This is a genomic window from Collinsella tanakaei (genome assembly GCF_030373545.1).
GTDB classification, from domain to species: Bacteria; Actinomycetota; Coriobacteriia; order Coriobacteriales; family Coriobacteriaceae; genus Collinsella; species Collinsella tanakaei_C.
In genome coordinates this window covers 1-16,428 of record NZ_JAUDCO010000005.1, presented here as the reverse complement: position 1 = coordinate 16,428, position 16,428 = coordinate 1, and the positions used below count along the sequence as shown (strand labels likewise).

Genomic DNA, 16,428 nt, shown 5'->3' with positions numbered 1-16,428 from the left:
GGGTTCCATATGGATATGCAGGTCATGATCTGCTTTGCCATCACCATCTTGTTGATGGTTCTGTTTATCTGGGATCCTTATAAGTCCATCGCCACCACCACGGTGCTCGGCGTCGTCTTGTTCTTCATCACGGGCTGCGTCGACGAGGAGGTCGTCGTCAGCAGTTTCGGCAACACGACGGGTATTCTGACGTGCACCATGTTTGTGGTCACAGCGGGATTTAACAAAACGCAATTCGTCAAGACCTTGGCGCAGACCGTGCAGCGCCTGTCCAGGGGAAGCCTGACGCTCGTGCTTTTGGGCTACAGCATCATCGGCCTTCTGCTCGTGCAGTTCATCCCGAGCATCCTGGTCGTCTTCTGCGTCATGGCCCCGATGCTCGCCGCCACGGTCGAGACCATGGGCTACAGCCCCTCGCGCGTCATGTTCCCCTACGCCGCCCTGCTGATCTCCTGCGTCGTGTGCATGCCCATCGGCAGCGGCGCGACCGAGTACGCCATCTACAACACGCAGCTCGAGGCGTTGGGCTCCGAGTACCGCGCCGGCATCTTCGACCCCTTCATGGGTCGCTGGCCTGTGCTCGTCGCCATGTTCATCTACTGCATCTTCATCGCCCCGCGCTTCACGCCCAAAGAGCCTGTGACCGCCATCATGGGCGTCGAGGAGCAGGACACCAAGGGCCGTGCCAAGGCCGAGCTAGAAAAGCCCAAGCTGAGCTCCTTCCAGGAGGCCTCCGCGCTCATCATCTTCTTTGGCGTCACCCTGGCCCTGATCATCGTCAGCACCGTCGAGCTGCCCATCCAGCTCGATAACTGGGTCGTCACCATGGCCGGCGCCCTGCTCATGGTCTTTACGGGCGTCCTCAAGCCCAAAGAGGCTTCCCGCGCGCTGCCCATCTGGGTCTGGCTCATGTTCGTCGGCGGCCTCGTTATGGCCGGTGCCCTTACCAACACCGGTGCGGGCGAGATCATCGGCAATACCGTCGCCGCCCTGGTGAACACCTTCCAGAACACGTTCATGTACTACATCCTGCTCTGCGTCGGTCCCTACATCTGCACGAACTTCCTGAACAACCGCACGACGACGTTCATCTTCTACCCCATCGCCATCCAGGTCTGCGAGGCTCTGGGCGCCAACCCCATCGGCAGCATCATCTGCGTCATGGCTGCCACCCAGAGCGCCTTCATCCTGCCGACGGCCACCTCGACGGTCGTCTACGCAATGGGCGCCGGCGGCTACGACCTCAAGACCATGCTCAAGATGGGCTGGTTCCCCACCCTGCTGATCTGGGTCGTCCTGGCGGCTTGGCTGTCCATCATCTACCCGGTGTTCTAGACCCTCTTCTTTTGCGGTAAAGCGCGGCAAACCCGAATGCGCGCTTTACGGGCGCGCCGGCCGCTCGACGTTAGACCGGCAGCCGGCGCGTCTGATATACGGTTCGGGCATTGCAGCAGCAGCGATACCCGAACGAAACGCCCGCGGGGCCCGTATCATAAGGTCCCTAACGATTGAGGGGTCCGCGCTCCGGCGCGGGCCCCTCGCCTTGTCCCGGGAGGGCGCCAGAAGGGTCCGGCGGCAAGGGGCGCGGAGACCCTAAAACAGCTATCTACCTGCGGTTATGGTATAATTGAGCTATCACCCGGAGAGCGGGGGACGCCATGCCAGGACCCAGGTTCCGCCCCTGCCGCCAGCGCCAGCCGATGCCGCTGCCGCCCGACGTCTCCGACCCGATCCCCGCGAACGCGATGGTCAGGCTCGTGGACGCGGCCGTCGGGCGCATGGACAGGCGCCTGCCCGGGTCGCCCTGCCCGGGGGGCGGCGCCTCCGCCCACGACCCCGCTATGATGCCCAAGGTGGTCCTGTTCCGCTGCGCGGGCGGCATCTGCTCGAGCAGGAAGATAGCGGCCGCGACGCGGGAGAACATCAACCCCATGCAGCTCACCGGCATGGAGCCGCTCGGCCACTCCACCGTCAACGGGTTCCGCACCGAGCGGGCGCGCTCCGTCTTCGAGGAGGTCTTCGCCGAGGTCGTGGCCGTGCTCGCCGAGGCGGGGCGCATCGCCCTCGAGACCTGCTTCCTGGACGGCGCGAAGGTCGGGGCCGTCGCCAACAGGTTCAGCTTCACGCGGAGGAAGCCGACCCTGAGGCACCGCGACCGGCCACAACATACGCAAGATGTTCCTGGCGGGCCTCAGGGAGGACCAGGGGCAGGAGGAATAGCCCCTCCCCGCCCTTCTTCACGGATGGCTGCGGCATCGCAGGGAACGGCGGCGGCCCGCCCCGGGGAACCGGGACGGGCCGCCTTCACGGGGCTGAGTTCGGGAAACGACTTCTAATACAGCCCCTTCCCGCACGTTAGCGATGCCCGAAGATGGGCGCAGGCCCTAATGGAGCTCGGGCCAGAAGTCCTTGTTGGCCTCAATCATGTCATCGAGCACGGCCTTGGCAACCGTCATGGACGGCACGGTCTTGTTGAGGGTGAACGCCTGGAGGACTTTCTCGTAGGACCCCTCGATGGCGCCCTGGACCAGCAGCTTCTCGGAGTTGAGCTGCTGCATCATGAGACCCTGCCGGTTGATTCGGGACGGTGAACGGCCGACATTTCGCGATGAACGGATGCTCGCGCCTGGCGGCTGCGTGCGGCCTCGATGGCGCCTGCCCCCTTCCGGTTTGCGCTACACTGGACGAAATCGACAAGGAGGCACTATGCACGATACCGGCATGAACATGAGCCAGCTCGCGATGAGCGTCAAGCAGGTTGACGACACCATCGAGCTCGCACGGTCCTGGAGCCACGACCTTCTGCACGCAACCGAGGCGTTCGACATGGAGCGCATCGGCTCCAAGCTGCAGGCGGCGATGGACGCCCTCGGCGAGGCGCGCGCGGCGCTTGCCGGCTACGAGGACGCCATCGAGGCCGACCACAACAGCGTCGGCACCGTGAAGCTGGTCTGATATGGGCGCGGCGGACAGCGCTGAACTTGCCCGGTTTTCCGTGGCCGTCCCCGAGGACCTGCTGCACGAGTACGATGCGCTCATCGCGCGCCGCGGCGAGGCGCGCAACCGCTCCGAGGCGATACGCGACCTCATGCGCGCGGCGCTCGTCCAAGACAGCCTTCGCACTCCCGACGAGCAGGTCATCGGTTCGCTCACGATGATCTACGACCACCACACCGGGGACCTCACGCGCAGGCTCGACGAGATTCAGCACGATTTCACGGCGGAGATCGTCTCGACCATGCACGTGCACCTCGACCATCACAACTGCTTGGAAATCCTCGCCCTCAAAGGCCTGGGATCGCGCGTCTACGAACTCGCCGACCGGCTGCTGGGGCTTCGCGGCGTCAAGCACGGCGAGCTGACCTGCGCCGCAACGGGTGCAAGCCTGGATATCTAAGGTTCGACGCAATGGAGACCGGGCACGCGCACATACACGTCACGGGTATCGTCCAAGGCGTCGGCATGCGGCCGTTCGTCTACCGAAAGGCTCTGGAGCACGACATCTCGGGATGGGTGAACAACGCCGGCGATGGCGTCCACATCGAGGCGCACGGAACGCCGGGCGATATCGACGCCTTCGTGCGCGCTCTCGAGTGCGACGCGCCCGCCGCAGCGCGCATCGAGCACATCGAGGTGCGCGTCTGCCCGGCGACCGACCGCGCACCCGGCTTCTCCATCATCGCCTCGGACGGGGAAAGCGAGCGCACGACGCTCGTCTCCCCCGATATCGCGACCTGCGAAGACTGCCTGCGCGAACTGTTCGATCCCGCCGACCGGCGCTACCATTACCCCTTCATCAACTGCACGAACTGCGGCCCGCGCTTCACCATCATCCGATCGCTGCCCTACGACCGGCCCGCGACCTCCATGGATCGCTTCCCCATGTGCCCCGCGTGCGCCGCCGAGTACGCCGATCCCGCCGACCGGCGCTTTCATGCCCAGCCGGATGCATGCTTCGCCTGCGGTCCGCACATTACCTGGCGCGAGTCCGGCGATGCGGAACCTTCCGTGGGCACGACGCGCGAGACGAGCGATGCGATCATCGGGCGATGCGCCGACCTGCTCGCACACGGTCGCATCGTCGCCATCAAGGGCTTGGGCGGGTTCCATCTCGCCTGCAATGCGGCCGACGAGGCATCCGTCCGTGAGCTGCGCCGCCGCAAGCGCCGCAGCAACAAGCCGCTTGCTGTCATGATGGACCGCGCACACATGGACGCGTTCTATAGGCGCTGCTGCGTGCCCAACAATCAAGCGATCGAGCTTCTGGAAAGCAGCGCCCATCCGATCGTCCTCATGCGACGGCGCCCCGGGGCACATGAGCCCCTCATCGCCGAAGCCGTCGCAGGCGACATGCCCGATGTGGGCGTCATGCTGCCCTATACGCCCCTGCAGCACCTTCTGCTTGCGGCCTGCGATCGTCACGGCGTCGGCGCGCTCGTGATGACGAGCGGCAACATCAGCGAGGAGCCCATCGAGGTCGACGACGCGCGCGCCTGGAACCACCTCGTCGCGACGGGCATCGCAGACGCCCTGCTGGGCAACGACCGCGCCATCCTGTCGCGCTACGACGACTCGGTGATGCGCGTCGTCGACGGCACGGCCCTGTCCGTACGGCGCGCCCGCGGCTACGCGCCGCAGCCGCTTCCGCTGCCTACCCTCCCCCACGCAGGGGTGCGGGCGCCCAGCGTGCTCGCGTGCGGCCCCGAGCAGAAATCAACCCTCGCCCTCACGCGCGAGGAGCAGGATGGCGGCGCATCCTGCTTCGTGTCGCAGCACATCGGCGATCTTGAGAACGCCGCCGCCCTCGAGGCCTGGCACGAGGCGCGCGAGCGCCTGGAGACCCTGTTCGACCTGCGCCCCGCCGCCCTCGCCTGCGATGCGCACCCTGGCTATCAGGTAAGCCGCTGGGCGCGCGAGCAGGCGCATCGCCACGGCACCCCCCTGATCGAGGTCCAGCACCATCACGCCCACATCGCTTCCGTCATAGCGGAGGCGGCAAGCGCGGGCGTCCATGATCTCGCGGAACCCGTCATCGGCATCGCGTTCGACGGCACCGGCGCAGGCGCGGACGGCACCGTCTGGGGCGGCGAGTTCCTTGTCGCCACGCTCTCCGGCGCCCAACGCGCCGCGCACCTGCGCACCTGGCGCCTGCCCGGAGGCGCGGCCTCCATCCGCGACGCACGGCGCTGCGCGTTCTCGCTGCTCCACGCCCTCGGCCTGCTCGAGCATCCCGGCGCCGCGACCCTCCTGCGCGACCTGGGCGAGCAGGAGCGCGCCGTCATCGCCACCATGATCGAACGCGGGCTCAACAGCCCGCTTACGAGCAGCGCGGGCAGGCTGTTCGACGCAGCAGCAGCCCTGCTGGGCATCTGCGGCAAGGCGACCTATGAGGGAGAGCCCGCATGCGAGCTCGAAGCCGCGGCGTGGTGCGCGGTCGCGCAGGGCAGCCCGTACGAAGCACTCCACGGCCCCGACCGCCCGGCCGAAAAAGGCGGGCAGGGGGCATACGTAGTCGACACCCTGCCGATAATTGCCCGGATTCTCGACCGCATCGCCGCCGGCATACCGGTCGATGAGATCGCGCTCGCCTTCCACCGCGACATGGCCGCCCTGATCCTTCGCACGGTATACCTCATTCGCAAGGACACCGGCATCACAACGGTCGCGCTCTCGGGCGGCGTGTTCCTCAATCGCCTGCTGCTCGAGGACGTCACGCATCTGCTTCGCGCGGATGGCTGCACCGTTCTTGTGCCCCGCACCGTCCCGGTCAACGACGGCTGCATCGCCTACGGCCAGGCGTCGGTCGCGCGCGCTCGGCTGGCTCAAGCTCCGCGCTGAAGCCCGACCGCGAGCGTTGTCCTGCCGGGGCGCGCGCGGTACCATGTCCCACAGACAATCGCGGGCCGCGACACCGCGCCCGAAAAAGGAGTGAGCTGCCCATGTGCCTGGCTGTACCCGGGAAAATCGTATCGATGACGCAGGATGGGAGCGCCGTCGCCGACATGCTCGGAGCGCGCCGCGAGGTATCGCTGCGCCTGGTGCCCGATGCCGCGCTCGGCGACTACGTGCTCGTGCACGCGGGCTTCGCAATCCAGGTCATCGACCCCCAGGAGGCTGCCGAGACCATCGCCCTCATGCGCGAGCTCGACGAGCTGGTAGAAGAAGAGCTCCCCGGCGCTGCGGGCGACCGCGCATGAGCGCGGTGAGCGGGCCGCAGGCCGCCGCCATCGATTTCTCCGCGTTTCGCGACCCCGGCCTCGCGCGCGACCTCATCGCGCGCATCCGCGGCGCGGTCGGCAACCGCTCCATCAACCTCATGGAGGTCTGCGGCACGCATACGATGAGCATCGGGCGCTTCGGCTTCCGCTCCGTCATGCCCGCGGGCCTTCGCTTGCTCTCGGGCCCCGGCTGCCCGGTCTGCGTGACCGCCAACCGCGATATCGACCGCGCGATCGCCATCGCGCGCATCGAGGGCGTCACGATCGCCACGTTCGGCGACATGATGCGCGTCCCCGGATCGACCTCCTCGCTCGCAGCCGAAAAAGCCGCCGGACGCGACGTGCGCATCGTCTACTCCCCGCTCGATGCCCTGCGCATCGCCGAGGATGAACCTGGCCGCCAGGTCGTCTTCGTGAGCGTCGGATTCGAAACCACGACGCCGGCCATAGCGGCCTGCCTGCTCGATGCGGCCGAGCGCAACCTCGCCAACTTCTCCATGCTGTGCGCCAACAAGCTGACGCCGCCCGCGCTGCGCGCCATCGCCGACGACCCGCAGACGCGCATCGACGGCTTCATCCTGCCGGGGCACGTGTCGACCATCACCGGTCTTGCGCCCTACCGCTTCCTCGTGGACGAGTTCGGCCTGCCGGGCGCGGTGACCGGGTTCGAGCCCGTCGACATCCTCGCGAGCATCGAGCTGCTCGTGCGCATGATCATCGACGGCACGCCCGATATCGTCAACGCCTATCGCCGCGGGGTGAACGCCGACGGCAACCCGACCGCGCGCGCCCTGACCGAGCAGGTCTTCGAGACGGTCGGCGCCACGTGGCGCGGCCTCGGCGAGCTTTGCGCTTCGGGCCTGCGCATCCGCGAGGAATACGCGTGCTATGATGCGCAACGGAGGTTCGACGTGCACGTTGAGCCGACGCAGGAGCCGCGCGGCTGCCGCTGCGGGGACGTGCTGCGCGGGCGCATCGCACCCGACACCTGCCCGCTGTTCGGACATGCCTGCACGCCGGAGCATCCGGTCGGTCCGTGCATGGTATCGAGCGAGGGCAGCTGCGCGGCATACCATCGCTACCGCGTCTGACGCGACATCGCGACGGCACGAGGCGGCGCCGGCGATACGCATGCCGCCACGCGGCTTTGGAACAAGGAGTCGACCATGGCAGACAACACGGTGCTCTTGGGTCACGGATCGGGTGGCCAGATGATGAAGCGCCTGATAGACGAGGTCTTTCTCGAGGCGTTCGGCTCGCCCGAGCTGCTGGAGGGAAACGACGCCGGCGTGGGCGAGCTGCCCGGCACCGGCCGCATCGCCATGTCGTGCGACAGCTTCGTGGTGACGCCGCCGTTCTTCCCCGGCGGCGATATCGGCCGGCTCGCCGTATGCGGCACGGTCAACGACGTCGCCACGAGCGGCGCCCGCGTGCGCTATCTTTCCTGCGGCTTCATCCTCGAGGAGGGCTATCCCCTCGACGATCTGCGCACCATTGTCCGATCCATGGCCGACGCCGCGCGCGAGGCCGGCGTGCGCATCGTCACGGGTGACACCAAGGTCGTCGGCCGTGGCAGCGCCGACGGCGTGTACATCAGCACGGCCGGCGTGGGCGAGGTGCCGTGCGGCGTGAACCTCTCGGGCGCCAACTGCCGCCCCGGCGACGTCGTCTTGGTGTCGGGCACGCTCGGCGACCATGGCATCGCCGTCATGAGCACGCGCGAGGGCCTCGCGTTCGCAACCGACATACAAAGCGACGCCGCGCCCTTGAACCACCTTATCGCAGCCGCCATGGACGCCGCACCGCACGCGCGGTGCTTCCGCGATCCCACGCGCGGCGGCCTGGCGAGCACCCTCAATGAATTCGCCGACGCGAGCGGCGTCGCCATCGAGGTCGACGAGGATGCCATCCCCGTGCGGCCGGAGGTGCGCGGCGCCTGCGAGATGCTCGGCTACGATCCGCTGCAGGTGGCCAACGAGGGCAAGATGGTTGCCGTCGTGCCCGCCGAGGAAGCCCAGGCCGCCCTCGAGGCGATGCGCGGCGCGCCGTACGGCGAGAACGCCGCGATCATCGGACGCGTGCTCGAGCTCGATCCCGGCCGCGAGGCGCACGTGCGCGTCCGCACCGGCTGGGGCGCCACCCGCATCCTCGACATGCTCGTCGGCGAGCAGCTTCCCCGCATCTGCTAGTACCGCGTCCGTCCAACAGTCCGGAAAGGACCCCCTGTGAGCACTCCCGTCTTCAGCCACGTGATCTTCGATCTGGATGGCACGATTCTCGATACCCTCGAGGACCTCGCGTTTGCCGCAAACCATACCTGCGAGCTGTTCGGCTGGCCCACCTTCCCCGTGCACGCATACCGCTACAAGGTCGGCAACGGCATGGAGCGCCTCGTCGAGCGCATCGCACCGGCGGAGTTCGCCGGCGACGCCACCGTGCTGGGGCGTGCCCTCGCCGAGCTGCGTTCCTGCTATGAGGAGCATAAATACGATCACACGAAGCCCTATGAGGGCGTCATCGACATGCTTTCGGCGCTCCGGACGTCGGGCGTCACGCTCGCCGTCCTCACCAACAAGGACCACACCGCCGCCACCCCGCTCGTCGACCGACACTTTGGAGCCGGTTGCTTTCAGCTGGTGCAGGGCCATATCGAAGGCTACGAGCCCAAACCGGCCGCACCCATAACCCTGCATGTTCTGGAGCAGCTCGATGCCGACCCGAAGCGAACGCTCTACGTGGGCGACTCAAACGTCGACGTCGAGACCGGCCACAACGCGGGCCTGCGCGTCACCGGTGCGGCTTGGGGTTTCCGCGGCCGCGATGAGCTCGAGGCCGCGGGCGCCGACTACATCATCGACGCGCCCGCGCAGCTCATCGACATCGTGTGCGAAGGCTAGGGCAACCCTCGTCCCCGCCTTCCGAAAGCTCCCTACAGCGTCATATTCGGGTCGGCGTCCACGTCGAAGGACGCGAACTCGCCCCGACCGAACTTCTCGCGCGCGACGACAGCGATCATCGCCGCATTGTCCGTGCAGGCGTTCTGCGGCGGAACCGTCACGCGGATCCCCTGGCGGGTGAGCTTGCTCACCATCATCTCGCGCAGGTGCGGGTTGGCGGCGACGCCGCCGCCGATGCAGTATTCGCGGGCGCCCGTCTCGCGCAGCGCGTTTTTCGCCTTCTTGTACTGCACGTCGAAGACGGCCGCCTCAAACGACGCCGCCAGATCAGGCAGGTGGATCGGACGGCCCGCGCGCTGCTCCTGCTCGATGTAGAGCATGACGGCGGTCTTCAGGCCGGACAGGGAGAAGCGGTAATCGCCGCGCCGGTTGAGGGCGCGCGGGAACTCGATGGCATGTGGGTCGCCGGTCTCGGCCAGGCGGGAGATGACCGGTCCGCCCGGATACCCCAGACCAAGCGCCTTGGCGACCTTGTCGAACGCCTCGCCCACCGCGTCGTCGAGCGTCTCGCCGAGCACCTCGTAGTCGCCCCATGCGCGCACGTGGACAAGCATGGTGTGCCCACCCGACACGAGGGTGAAGATGAAGGGCGGCTTGAGGTCGGGGGTGGTCAGCAGGTTGGCGTACAGATGGCCCTCAAGGTGATTCACACAGATCAACGGCTTGCCGGCAGCATAGGCGAAGCCCTTGGCAAACGCGACGCCCACGACGAGCGCCCCCACGAGGCCCGGGCCCTGGGTCACGCCGACCGCCGCAAGCTCGCCCGGCGCGATCGCGCCGCCGGCAAGCCCCAGCGACGCGGCGGCCTCCTCGAGCGCAGCGTCGACCACGCCCACGATGACCTCGACGTGCTTGCGCGAGGCGATCTCGGGCACCACGCCGCCGAAGCGTGCGTGGAAGTCGATCTGCGTGGACACCTGGTTGGCGAGCAGGTTGCCCTGCGCGTCGATAATCGCCACCGCCGTCTCGTCGCACGAGCTCTCGATCGCCAGCACGAGCTGACGGCGCTCGATCTCGGCCCGCTCGGCATCCGTCCGCACGGGCGCAGGAAGCGGCCAGGCGCGACGGACTGCGGCGGTGGGCTCGGGAGAGGCGGCATCCAGGGGCAAGACCAGCGGAAGCGTCGAGCTCATCACGACGGCGTCGCGCCCCTGCCCGTAATAGTTCCGACGGCGGCCGACCTCGGCAAAGCCCAGGCTCTCGTACAGGGCGCGCGCGGCGTCGTTGCCGTCCTCGACCTCCAGGGAGGCGGTCGTGCAGCCGAGCATCTGGGCGTCATAGCTCACGTGCGACAGCAGTTTGCGGGCGATGCCCTCCCGCCGGTGCTCGACGGCCACCGCGACGTCGAGGATCTCGATATCGGTGTCGACGACCATGCCCCCGGCAAATCCGAGCAGCTCGCCGTTGTCGTGGGCGACCCACCAGGTGCGCGCAGCGGCCGCATCGGGGTCGAGCTCCGACAAAAACATCGAGGCGCTCCAGGGCTCATGGCCCGCACCGGCAAAGCTCTCGGCCTCGAGGGCCGCCATGGCCTCGGCGTCCGCGGCCGCCATCGGGCGCACCTGCAGGTGACGGCCGGCGAGCTCGTCGGCGACGCCGGTGAGGGCGGCGTTGGCGCTCTCGGTAAGCCCCAGGCGCTTGCGCTCGTTTTCCTCGGCATCGGAGAGGCGCGTATAGACCGGTAACACGAGCGCGGGATCGCCGTCGCCCGCGGGATAGCCCGCGTCGTTTGCGCACGCAGCGCGCAGCAAGCCCTCGCCGGACGGCCACCACAGCTCGCGGGGCAGACTGTGCCCCATGAGGCCGGCATCCTCGAAGAGCTTGGCGTAGCGCACCAAACCGTCGCCCGTCAGCTGGAGCTCATGCGCGTCGGCGCGCTCGGCCCACTCGTCCGCAGCGAGGGCGGCCTTCACGACGCGCTCGCGCTCGAACAGACGGCGCGGGCCCTCATCGTCAAGCTGATAGAGCGCCGGATAGACCTCGCCGCGCATCGCGTCCGCAGCGACCGCCAGCATGCCGCGCGTTCCCGCCAGCCATGCGGTCCATGCGCTCGCATCGAGCGTCGAGACGCCGTACAGCGCCGCGTTCGCGCCGCGGGCAAGGCCCTTGGCGGTCGAAATGCCGATGCGGACCCCGGTGAACGATCCGGGACCGCGCCCGACGAAAAAGGCGCTCACGTCGGCGATGCCCGCCCCCGCCTCCGCAAGGGCGGCATCAACCGTGTTGACGAGCTCGACGTTGGCATGGCGACGGCACAGATGGTCGCGGGCGGCGAGCACCTCGACCTGCTCGGCGTCGTTCGCGCGCCCGCAGCGGGCGACCGCGCAGGCAAGCATATCCGTCGAAGTGTCGATCGCCACCACCAAGGGGCGCGAGGTGTCGTTTTCCATCCTGTCCATCCTTGCAGATGCGACGGTGCGTCTAGGCGCGCGCCGCGATAATCGAATCTATAGCTTCGGCGAGCCGCTCGGCACGGCCGCCATACGGCTCCAAAACAATCGAGCGCAGCTCGGGTCCCCGCCCATCGCGGGAGATCGTGATCGAGAGGTACTCGTCGGTCAGCTCGTCCTGGAACTGCTCGCCCCACTCGAGCACGCAGACCCCCTCGTATCCGAGGACGTCGTAGATCCCGGTATCTTCGAGCTCGAACGCGTGCTCAAGGCGGTAGAGGTCAAAGTGAAACAGCGGGATACGACCCTTGTCGTGCACCGCCATGAGCGCAAAGGTCGGGCTCGTGACCGGTCGGTCGTCCCCCAGCCCCCGTGCGATGCCCTTGGTGAGGTGCGTCTTGCCCACGCCGAGCCCTCCGGTGAGCACGACCACGTCGCCTTCGTCGAACGCGTCGGCGGTAAGCTCGCCGAAGCGCATCGTATCCTCGGCGGACTCGCTCTCGTAGCGGCATGCCGCCTCGCGCGTCAACGCCATGGCTACTCCTCCACCCGCGGCAGCGCGTCGGAATGGGCGGTCGCGGGGATCACCGGCCCGTCCTCCGGATGTCGGGCCAGGTAATCGCCGAGCATGCGGAAGTCCTGCTCGAGCAGCTCCTGCCACGCCGGATTGCGCAGCGCGGCGGCCGGATGAAACGTCGGCATGACCACGAAGTGACCCATCTGATGGAAGCGTCCGCGCAGCTTGGTGATGCCAATCTCAGTCTTGAGCACGAAGTGCGTCGCCGGGTTGCCGAGCGTCACGATGATGTCCGGCCAGATGCTGCGGATCTGCTCGCGCAAAAACGGGGAGCAGGCGAGCACCTCCTCCGGGCGCGGGTTGCGGTTTCCGGGCGGGCGGCACTTGAGCACGTTGGCGATATAGATGTCCTCGCGCTTCAGGCCGGCAAGCGCCAAGATAGAGTTCAGGTTCTCGCCGGCGCGCCCGACAAACGGCTCGCCCTGCAGATCCTCGTTGCGGCCCGGCGCCTCGCCGACAAACATCACGCGCGCCCGCGGGTTGCCCACGCCGAACACGAGCTTGGTCCGCGTCTCATAGAGCGGGCACAGCCTGCAGTCGCCCATGACGTCGCGAATCTCGTCAAGCGAGACCTCGCGCGGTTTCTGCCGGTCGTGACCGGGAATATGCATAACGCCCATAGCGCTCCTTCAGCAGTAGACCTTCTCGAGACGCATGCCGAATCCGCAGGCGACCTCGTAGCTGATGGTTCCGCGCAGACGCGCCATCTCGTCCATCGTGATCTCGGCGTCGCCGTCGCGGCCGACGATCGTCATGACGTCGCCCATCTGGGCCTCCGGCATCTGGCGCATGGAGGTCTGCTGGATAGCGACCATGAACTGGTCCATGCAGATATTGCCCACCTGGCGCAGGCGCTGGCCGCGATACAGGACATCCATCCGGTTGGACAGCGTGCGCGCAAGACCGTCGGCGTACCCGACCGGAAGCGTGCAGATCTGCACGCGGGCCCGCGGCACACGGTAGGTGAAGCCGTAGCCCACGCCCTCGCCCATCGCGGGATGCACGGTCCGCGTCACACGCGCCCGCACGCTCATGACCGGCTCGAGCGGAAAGACGGGGCGCGTCGCCTCGCAGGGCTGCAGACCGTACAGGCCGATGCCCGCGCGAATCATGTCGTAATGGGACGACGCGTCCAGAATCGACGCGGCGGTGTTGTCGCAGTGGACGATGCCGCACTCAAAGCCGGCGTCGCGCAGGGCGCCGACCGCCTCGTCGAAGCGGGTCCTTTGAAGCTGGTAGTCCCATCCGCTCGACTCGTCAGCCGTCGCGAAGTGGGTAAACACGCCGTCGCACTGGATACCGCGGTGGAAATCGATCTCACGCCTGAAGTCGAGCACTTCGGTGTAATGCACGCCAATACGGTTCATACCGGTCTCAATCGCCATGTGGTACTTGCCCACCGTACCGAGGCTCACTGCGCGCTCACCGTAGGCGAGCGCGAACTCGGACGTGTAGACCGACGGCATCAGGCGATATTCAAGCAGCGTATCGATCGCGGTCAGCGGAGGTTCGGACAGCACAAGGATCGGCTCCTCGATACCGCCCTGACGGAGCTCGACGCCCTCCAGCACCGTGGCGACGGCGAACATGTCGCAGCCCGTCGCGTGCATGACCTTGGCGCACGCCACCGCGCCGTGACCGTAGGCGTCGGCCTTGATGACGCAGCACAGCCGCTGACGGGGACCCAGCAGGTTCTTGAAGGCGCGCGTGTTGCGACGCAGGGCGCCCTGGTCGATCTCGACCCACGCCCACCGGGTTGCCGGCTCCTTGCGACCGATCATCGGCTATTCATCTCCTTGGTCGGCAGAGATTCCCAGATCCTTGCACGCCTCGTTCTCGACGAGCTGCATGGCCTCACCGATCAGATCGATGAGGTCAGTCGCGATCACGCTGCGCTCGCCGTACTCAGCCGCTGCAGCGAATCCGGTATACGAGTGGATCGCCACGGCATAGGAGGCCAGAAGCTCCCAGTGGTCGACCTCGCCGTGCGACGTGGCGACGGCTCCCGCGAGGATGCCGGCAAGCACGTCACCCGAGCCCGCGGTCGCAAGCGACGCGGGACCCGACATGGGAATCAGCACCTTCTCGACGCCCACGATGGCGGTTGTGGCGCCCTTGGCGACGACGATGAGGTTGTCGGAGCCCACAGCCCACACGATGCGCTGCGCGGCATCGATGGCAGTGCCCAGATCGTCCACCGGAGCGTCGCCAACCAGACGGGAGAGCTCGCGGTGATGCGGCGTCAGGATGAGCGGCGCCTCGCGGCGGTACAGCTCCGGCGTCTTGTCGATGCCGTCGATCGCCAAGCGGGCGAGGCAGTTCAGGGCGTCCGCATCGAGAATCAAGGGGATGTCGAGCTCCAGCAGGCCGCTTACCACCTGCATGCAGCCGGCGGCCGTGGTCATGCCGGGCCCGCACAGCACGCAATCGTATTTGGGCGCGATCTCGCACACGACCGAGCGGGCGGCAGCGCCAAACGAACCGCGGGAATCCGAGGGAATGGCAATAACAGGAACGGACGGCAGCGCCATGCGAATCAGGTTGGCGCACGCGTCGGGCGCGGCAACAGCGACATAGCCCGCGCCGGCGCGCGCCGCAGCCTTGGCAGCCATCATCGCGGCGCCGGGATACCGGGCAGAACCGGCCACGATCAGAACGGAACCGCGGGAGTATTTGTTCACGTTGGCAGGCAGGGGCTCCATGAACTCAACCAAGTCACCTGCCTGGACGATCTCGGCGGCATGGTCGACATCGTCGATGACCTCATCGAGGTTGTCATACAGCTCGCCGCACACCAGCTCGCCTACGTAGCTCGGACCGTCAGCGCTGTATAGGCCGATCTTCGGCGCGATCATGGTCGCGGTCTTGTCAGCGCGGATGCAGCAGTCCTCGACGACACCCGTCTGGGCATCCAAGCCTGACGGAACGTCGACGGAGATTACATGCTTGGCGAGCTCGTTGACCGTAGGAATCCAGATGGAGAAGGGAGGACGCACCGCACCGTGAAAACCAGTACCCAAAATGGAGTCGATAACGACGTCAGCCTTTTCCATCAGTTCGGCAAGCTCGTCACGAGAAGGACCGACGACGACCGTCACCTCGCGACCAGCGGTGCGACGGGCGACATGGCGCGCAAGCGCACTCGGGATTTCGTTGGGCTCGACAGGCGTCACGACAACGACGTGGATACCGCGCTGTTGCAGAATATCCGCAGCAACCCAGCCATCACCGCCATTGTTGCCGAAACCGGCAAGCACGACGACCTCGTGGGGCTCGTACCCGAGCGCCAACGTGGCGACAAACTCGCCAGCATGCTCCATGAGCTCGGCTTTAGACGTTCCCTGCCGCTCGATGATATCCTCGAGGCGAACGACTTCCTCGGTGCTCAAAATAGGCTTCATCGCACACTCCCGTCTTTACTGCAGATCGTCGGAATCGACAGCGGTTTCAGATGCGTCATCAATCGATACGCGCTCGAGATCGTCGAGCACCGAGCGTGCATCCCGAAACGACTGGGCTATCATGGCCTTCTCATCCTGCTTGGTCGCCTTGGGCTTCGGGCGCGCAGAATCGGTAATCGCCATGGCATTGGCGACGGCAAGGCCGCTCGTAAACGAGAGCGACAAAGCCACCTCGACAATGCCCTTTTCTTGGGCAATCTCAAGGGCCCTTCCTGAAAGAACGGCGCGCGGACGTCCGTTGGGATCACGCTCGACGGACACGTCCTTACGGCCCACTCCCTGCCCGAAACCGGTGCCCAAGGCCTTAAGCACCGCCTCGCGAGCGGCGAAACGGCACGCATAGTGCGCGGCGGGACGAGACGATCGCTCACAGTAGGCACGCTCCTGCTCGGTAAACATGCGCTGAGCGAACGACGGGGTACGCCGAAGGATCTCCTCGAATCGCTGGATCTCGACGATGTCGACACCGATAGCGGCCTCGGCCATGCAAATCACCAATCTGTCGGATATACACATACGTATGGTTCATTGTACTCGCAACACCACGCAGATGAACCATATATGCACAGACACCACGACGAAGGCCGAGGAGCGGCGATGCAAAAACGAGCAGCACGATCGCGGTAACCAGCGACTGCTCGAATGAGCCGAGCGTCTAATCGTTGAGAAACGGTTGATGGATGAATCATCAACGATGTCAAATTGTCCTTGTAAAAAGAAAAGGGGCCCCCGAAGGGGCCCCTCCTCGAAACGCCGTCCACCGGTCAGCGGCGCCCTGCTCTCCCACGGGCTTACCCCGCAGTACCATCGGCGCTGGCCGGCTTA

The 16,428-nt window shown here is 66.8% G+C and carries 16 protein-coding genes; 9 read left to right on the top strand and 7 right to left on the bottom strand.

Features of this window, described 5'->3' with window-relative positions; all coding sequences use genetic code 11:
- Positions 1–9: 9 nt before the first annotated feature.
- Both QUW00_RS05390 and QUW00_RS05385 read left to right on the top strand, forming a co-directional pair.
- On the top strand, positions 10–1,335 hold the full coding sequence (locus QUW00_RS05390; protein ID WP_289613367.1) for an SLC13 family permease: 1,326 nt from the start codon (positions 10–12) through the stop codon (positions 1,333–1,335).
- 323 nt (positions 1,336–1,658) lie between these two features.
- Complete coding sequence (locus QUW00_RS05385) at positions 1,659–2,336, top strand: transposase (protein WP_289613366.1); 678 nt, start codon at positions 1,659–1,661, stop codon at positions 2,334–2,336.
- Between the two features lie 48 nt (positions 2,337–2,384).
- Here the strand turns inward: QUW00_RS05385 and QUW00_RS05380 are convergent, their stop codons facing one another.
- Positions 2,385–2,558: a hypothetical protein gene (locus QUW00_RS05380; RefSeq protein WP_289613365.1), complete on the bottom strand. Its 174-nt coding sequence runs from the start codon at positions 2,556–2,558 to the stop codon at positions 2,385–2,387.
- Between the two features lie 148 nt (positions 2,559–2,706).
- On the opposite strand from QUW00_RS05380, the gene QUW00_RS05375 reads away from it, so the two are divergent.
- From QUW00_RS05375 to QUW00_RS05345, 7 genes are all read left to right on the top strand, one after another.
- A complete protein-coding gene (locus tag QUW00_RS05375; RefSeq protein WP_289613364.1) occupies positions 2,707–2,955 on the top strand; it encodes a hypothetical protein in 249 nt (82 codons plus the stop codon).
- A 1-nt stretch (position 2,956) separates the two neighbouring features.
- Positions 2,957–3,397, top strand: a complete 441-nt coding sequence (nikR, locus tag QUW00_RS05370) for a nickel-responsive transcriptional regulator NikR (protein ID WP_289613363.1) — start codon at positions 2,957–2,959, stop codon at positions 3,395–3,397.
- A gap of 11 nt (positions 3,398–3,408) precedes the next feature.
- Positions 3,409–5,838, top strand: coding sequence for a carbamoyltransferase HypF (gene hypF / locus QUW00_RS05365; RefSeq protein ID WP_289613362.1), 2,430 nt, complete (start codon positions 3,409–3,411; stop codon positions 5,836–5,838).
- A gap of 101 nt (positions 5,839–5,939) precedes the next feature.
- The gene (locus tag QUW00_RS05360) at positions 5,940–6,197 is read left to right on the top strand and encodes a HypC/HybG/HupF family hydrogenase formation chaperone (RefSeq protein ID WP_289613361.1); all 258 of its coding nucleotides are present in this window, start codon (positions 5,940–5,942) and stop codon (positions 6,195–6,197) included.
- Positions 6,194–7,309, top strand: a complete 1,116-nt coding sequence (hypD, locus tag QUW00_RS05355; RefSeq protein WP_289613360.1) for a hydrogenase formation protein HypD — start codon at positions 6,194–6,196, stop codon at positions 7,307–7,309. The genes QUW00_RS05360 and hypD overlap by 4 nt, the downstream gene beginning before the upstream one ends.
- Positions 7,310–7,384: 75 nt before the next feature.
- Positions 7,385–8,407, top strand: coding sequence for a hydrogenase expression/formation protein HypE (hypE, locus tag QUW00_RS05350; protein WP_289613359.1), 1,023 nt, complete (start codon positions 7,385–7,387; stop codon positions 8,405–8,407).
- A gap of 36 nt (positions 8,408–8,443) precedes the next feature.
- Positions 8,444–9,115, top strand: coding sequence for an HAD family hydrolase (locus tag QUW00_RS05345; protein WP_289613358.1), 672 nt, complete (start codon positions 8,444–8,446; stop codon positions 9,113–9,115).
- Positions 9,116–9,147: 32 nt separating this feature from the next.
- Here the strand turns inward: QUW00_RS05345 and tsaD are convergent, their stop codons facing one another.
- Genes tsaD through acpS form a run of 6 tightly spaced genes read right to left on the bottom strand, consistent with a single transcriptional unit; the run spans position 9,148 to position 16,089 of the window.
- On the bottom strand, positions 9,148–11,565 hold the full coding sequence (gene tsaD / locus QUW00_RS05340) for a tRNA (adenosine(37)-N6)-threonylcarbamoyltransferase complex transferase subunit TsaD (RefSeq protein WP_289613357.1): 2,418 nt from the start codon (positions 11,563–11,565) through the stop codon (positions 9,148–9,150).
- 31 nt (positions 11,566–11,596) lie between these two features.
- Complete coding sequence (gene tsaE, locus QUW00_RS05335) at positions 11,597–12,100, bottom strand: tRNA (adenosine(37)-N6)-threonylcarbamoyltransferase complex ATPase subunit type 1 TsaE (RefSeq protein WP_289613356.1); 504 nt, start codon at positions 12,098–12,100, stop codon at positions 11,597–11,599.
- Positions 12,101–12,102: 2 nt separating this feature from the next.
- Positions 12,103–12,762, bottom strand: a complete 660-nt coding sequence (locus QUW00_RS05330; RefSeq protein ID WP_289613355.1) for a uracil-DNA glycosylase — start codon at positions 12,760–12,762, stop codon at positions 12,103–12,105.
- A gap of 9 nt (positions 12,763–12,771) precedes the next feature.
- Positions 12,772–13,923 carry an alanine racemase gene (gene alr / locus QUW00_RS05325; protein WP_289613354.1) on the bottom strand — a complete coding sequence of 384 codons (1,152 nt, stop codon included), beginning with the start codon at positions 13,921–13,923 and terminating at the stop codon, positions 12,772–12,774.
- A gap of 3 nt (positions 13,924–13,926) precedes the next feature.
- Complete coding sequence (locus QUW00_RS05320; RefSeq protein ID WP_289613353.1) at positions 13,927–15,543, bottom strand: NAD(P)H-hydrate dehydratase; 1,617 nt, start codon at positions 15,541–15,543, stop codon at positions 13,927–13,929.
- 15 nt (positions 15,544–15,558) lie between these two features.
- On the bottom strand, positions 15,559–16,089 hold the full coding sequence (acpS, locus tag QUW00_RS05315) for a holo-ACP synthase (protein ID WP_289613352.1): 531 nt from the start codon (positions 16,087–16,089) through the stop codon (positions 15,559–15,561).
- Positions 16,090–16,428 lie beyond the last annotated feature (339 nt).

What these genes read in the sequence shown, in the direction of transcription:
- hypD (WP_289613360.1), top strand. Translation starts at nt 6,194, where the DNA reads ATGAGCGCGGTGAGCGGGCCGCAGGCCGCCGCCATCGATTTCTCCGCG.
- QUW00_RS05360 (WP_289613361.1), top strand. Translation starts at nt 5,940, where the DNA reads ATGTGCCTGGCTGTACCCGGGAAAATCGTATCGATGACGCAGGATGGG.
- nikR (WP_289613363.1), top strand. Translation starts at nt 2,957, where the DNA reads ATGGGCGCGGCGGACAGCGCTGAACTTGCCCGGTTTTCCGTGGCCGTC.
- tsaE (WP_289613356.1), bottom strand. Translation starts at nt 12,100, where the DNA reads ATGGCGTTGACGCGCGAGGCGGCATGCCGCTACGAGAGCGAGTCCGCC.
- QUW00_RS05390 (WP_289613367.1), top strand. Translation starts at nt 10, where the DNA reads ATGGATATGCAGGTCATGATCTGCTTTGCCATCACCATCTTGTTGATG.
- alr (WP_289613354.1), bottom strand. Translation starts at nt 13,923, where the DNA reads ATGATCGGTCGCAAGGAGCCGGCAACCCGGTGGGCGTGGGTCGAGATC.
- tsaD (WP_289613357.1), bottom strand. Translation starts at nt 11,565, where the DNA reads ATGGAAAACGACACCTCGCGCCCCTTGGTGGTGGCGATCGACACTTCG.
- hypE (WP_289613359.1), top strand. Translation starts at nt 7,385, where the DNA reads ATGGCAGACAACACGGTGCTCTTGGGTCACGGATCGGGTGGCCAGATG.
- QUW00_RS05385 (WP_289613366.1), top strand. Translation starts at nt 1,659, where the DNA reads ATGCCAGGACCCAGGTTCCGCCCCTGCCGCCAGCGCCAGCCGATGCCG.
- hypF (WP_289613362.1), top strand. Translation starts at nt 3,409, where the DNA reads ATGGAGACCGGGCACGCGCACATACACGTCACGGGTATCGTCCAAGGC.
- acpS (WP_289613352.1), bottom strand. Translation starts at nt 16,089, where the DNA reads ATGGCCGAGGCCGCTATCGGTGTCGACATCGTCGAGATCCAGCGATTC.
- QUW00_RS05330 (WP_289613355.1), bottom strand. Translation starts at nt 12,762, where the DNA reads ATGGGCGTTATGCATATTCCCGGTCACGACCGGCAGAAACCGCGCGAG.
- QUW00_RS05375 (WP_289613364.1), top strand. Translation starts at nt 2,707, where the DNA reads ATGCACGATACCGGCATGAACATGAGCCAGCTCGCGATGAGCGTCAAG.
- QUW00_RS05380 (WP_289613365.1), bottom strand. Translation starts at nt 2,558, where the DNA reads ATGCAGCAGCTCAACTCCGAGAAGCTGCTGGTCCAGGGCGCCATCGAG.
- QUW00_RS05320 (WP_289613353.1), bottom strand. Translation starts at nt 15,543, where the DNA reads ATGAAGCCTATTTTGAGCACCGAGGAAGTCGTTCGCCTCGAGGATATC.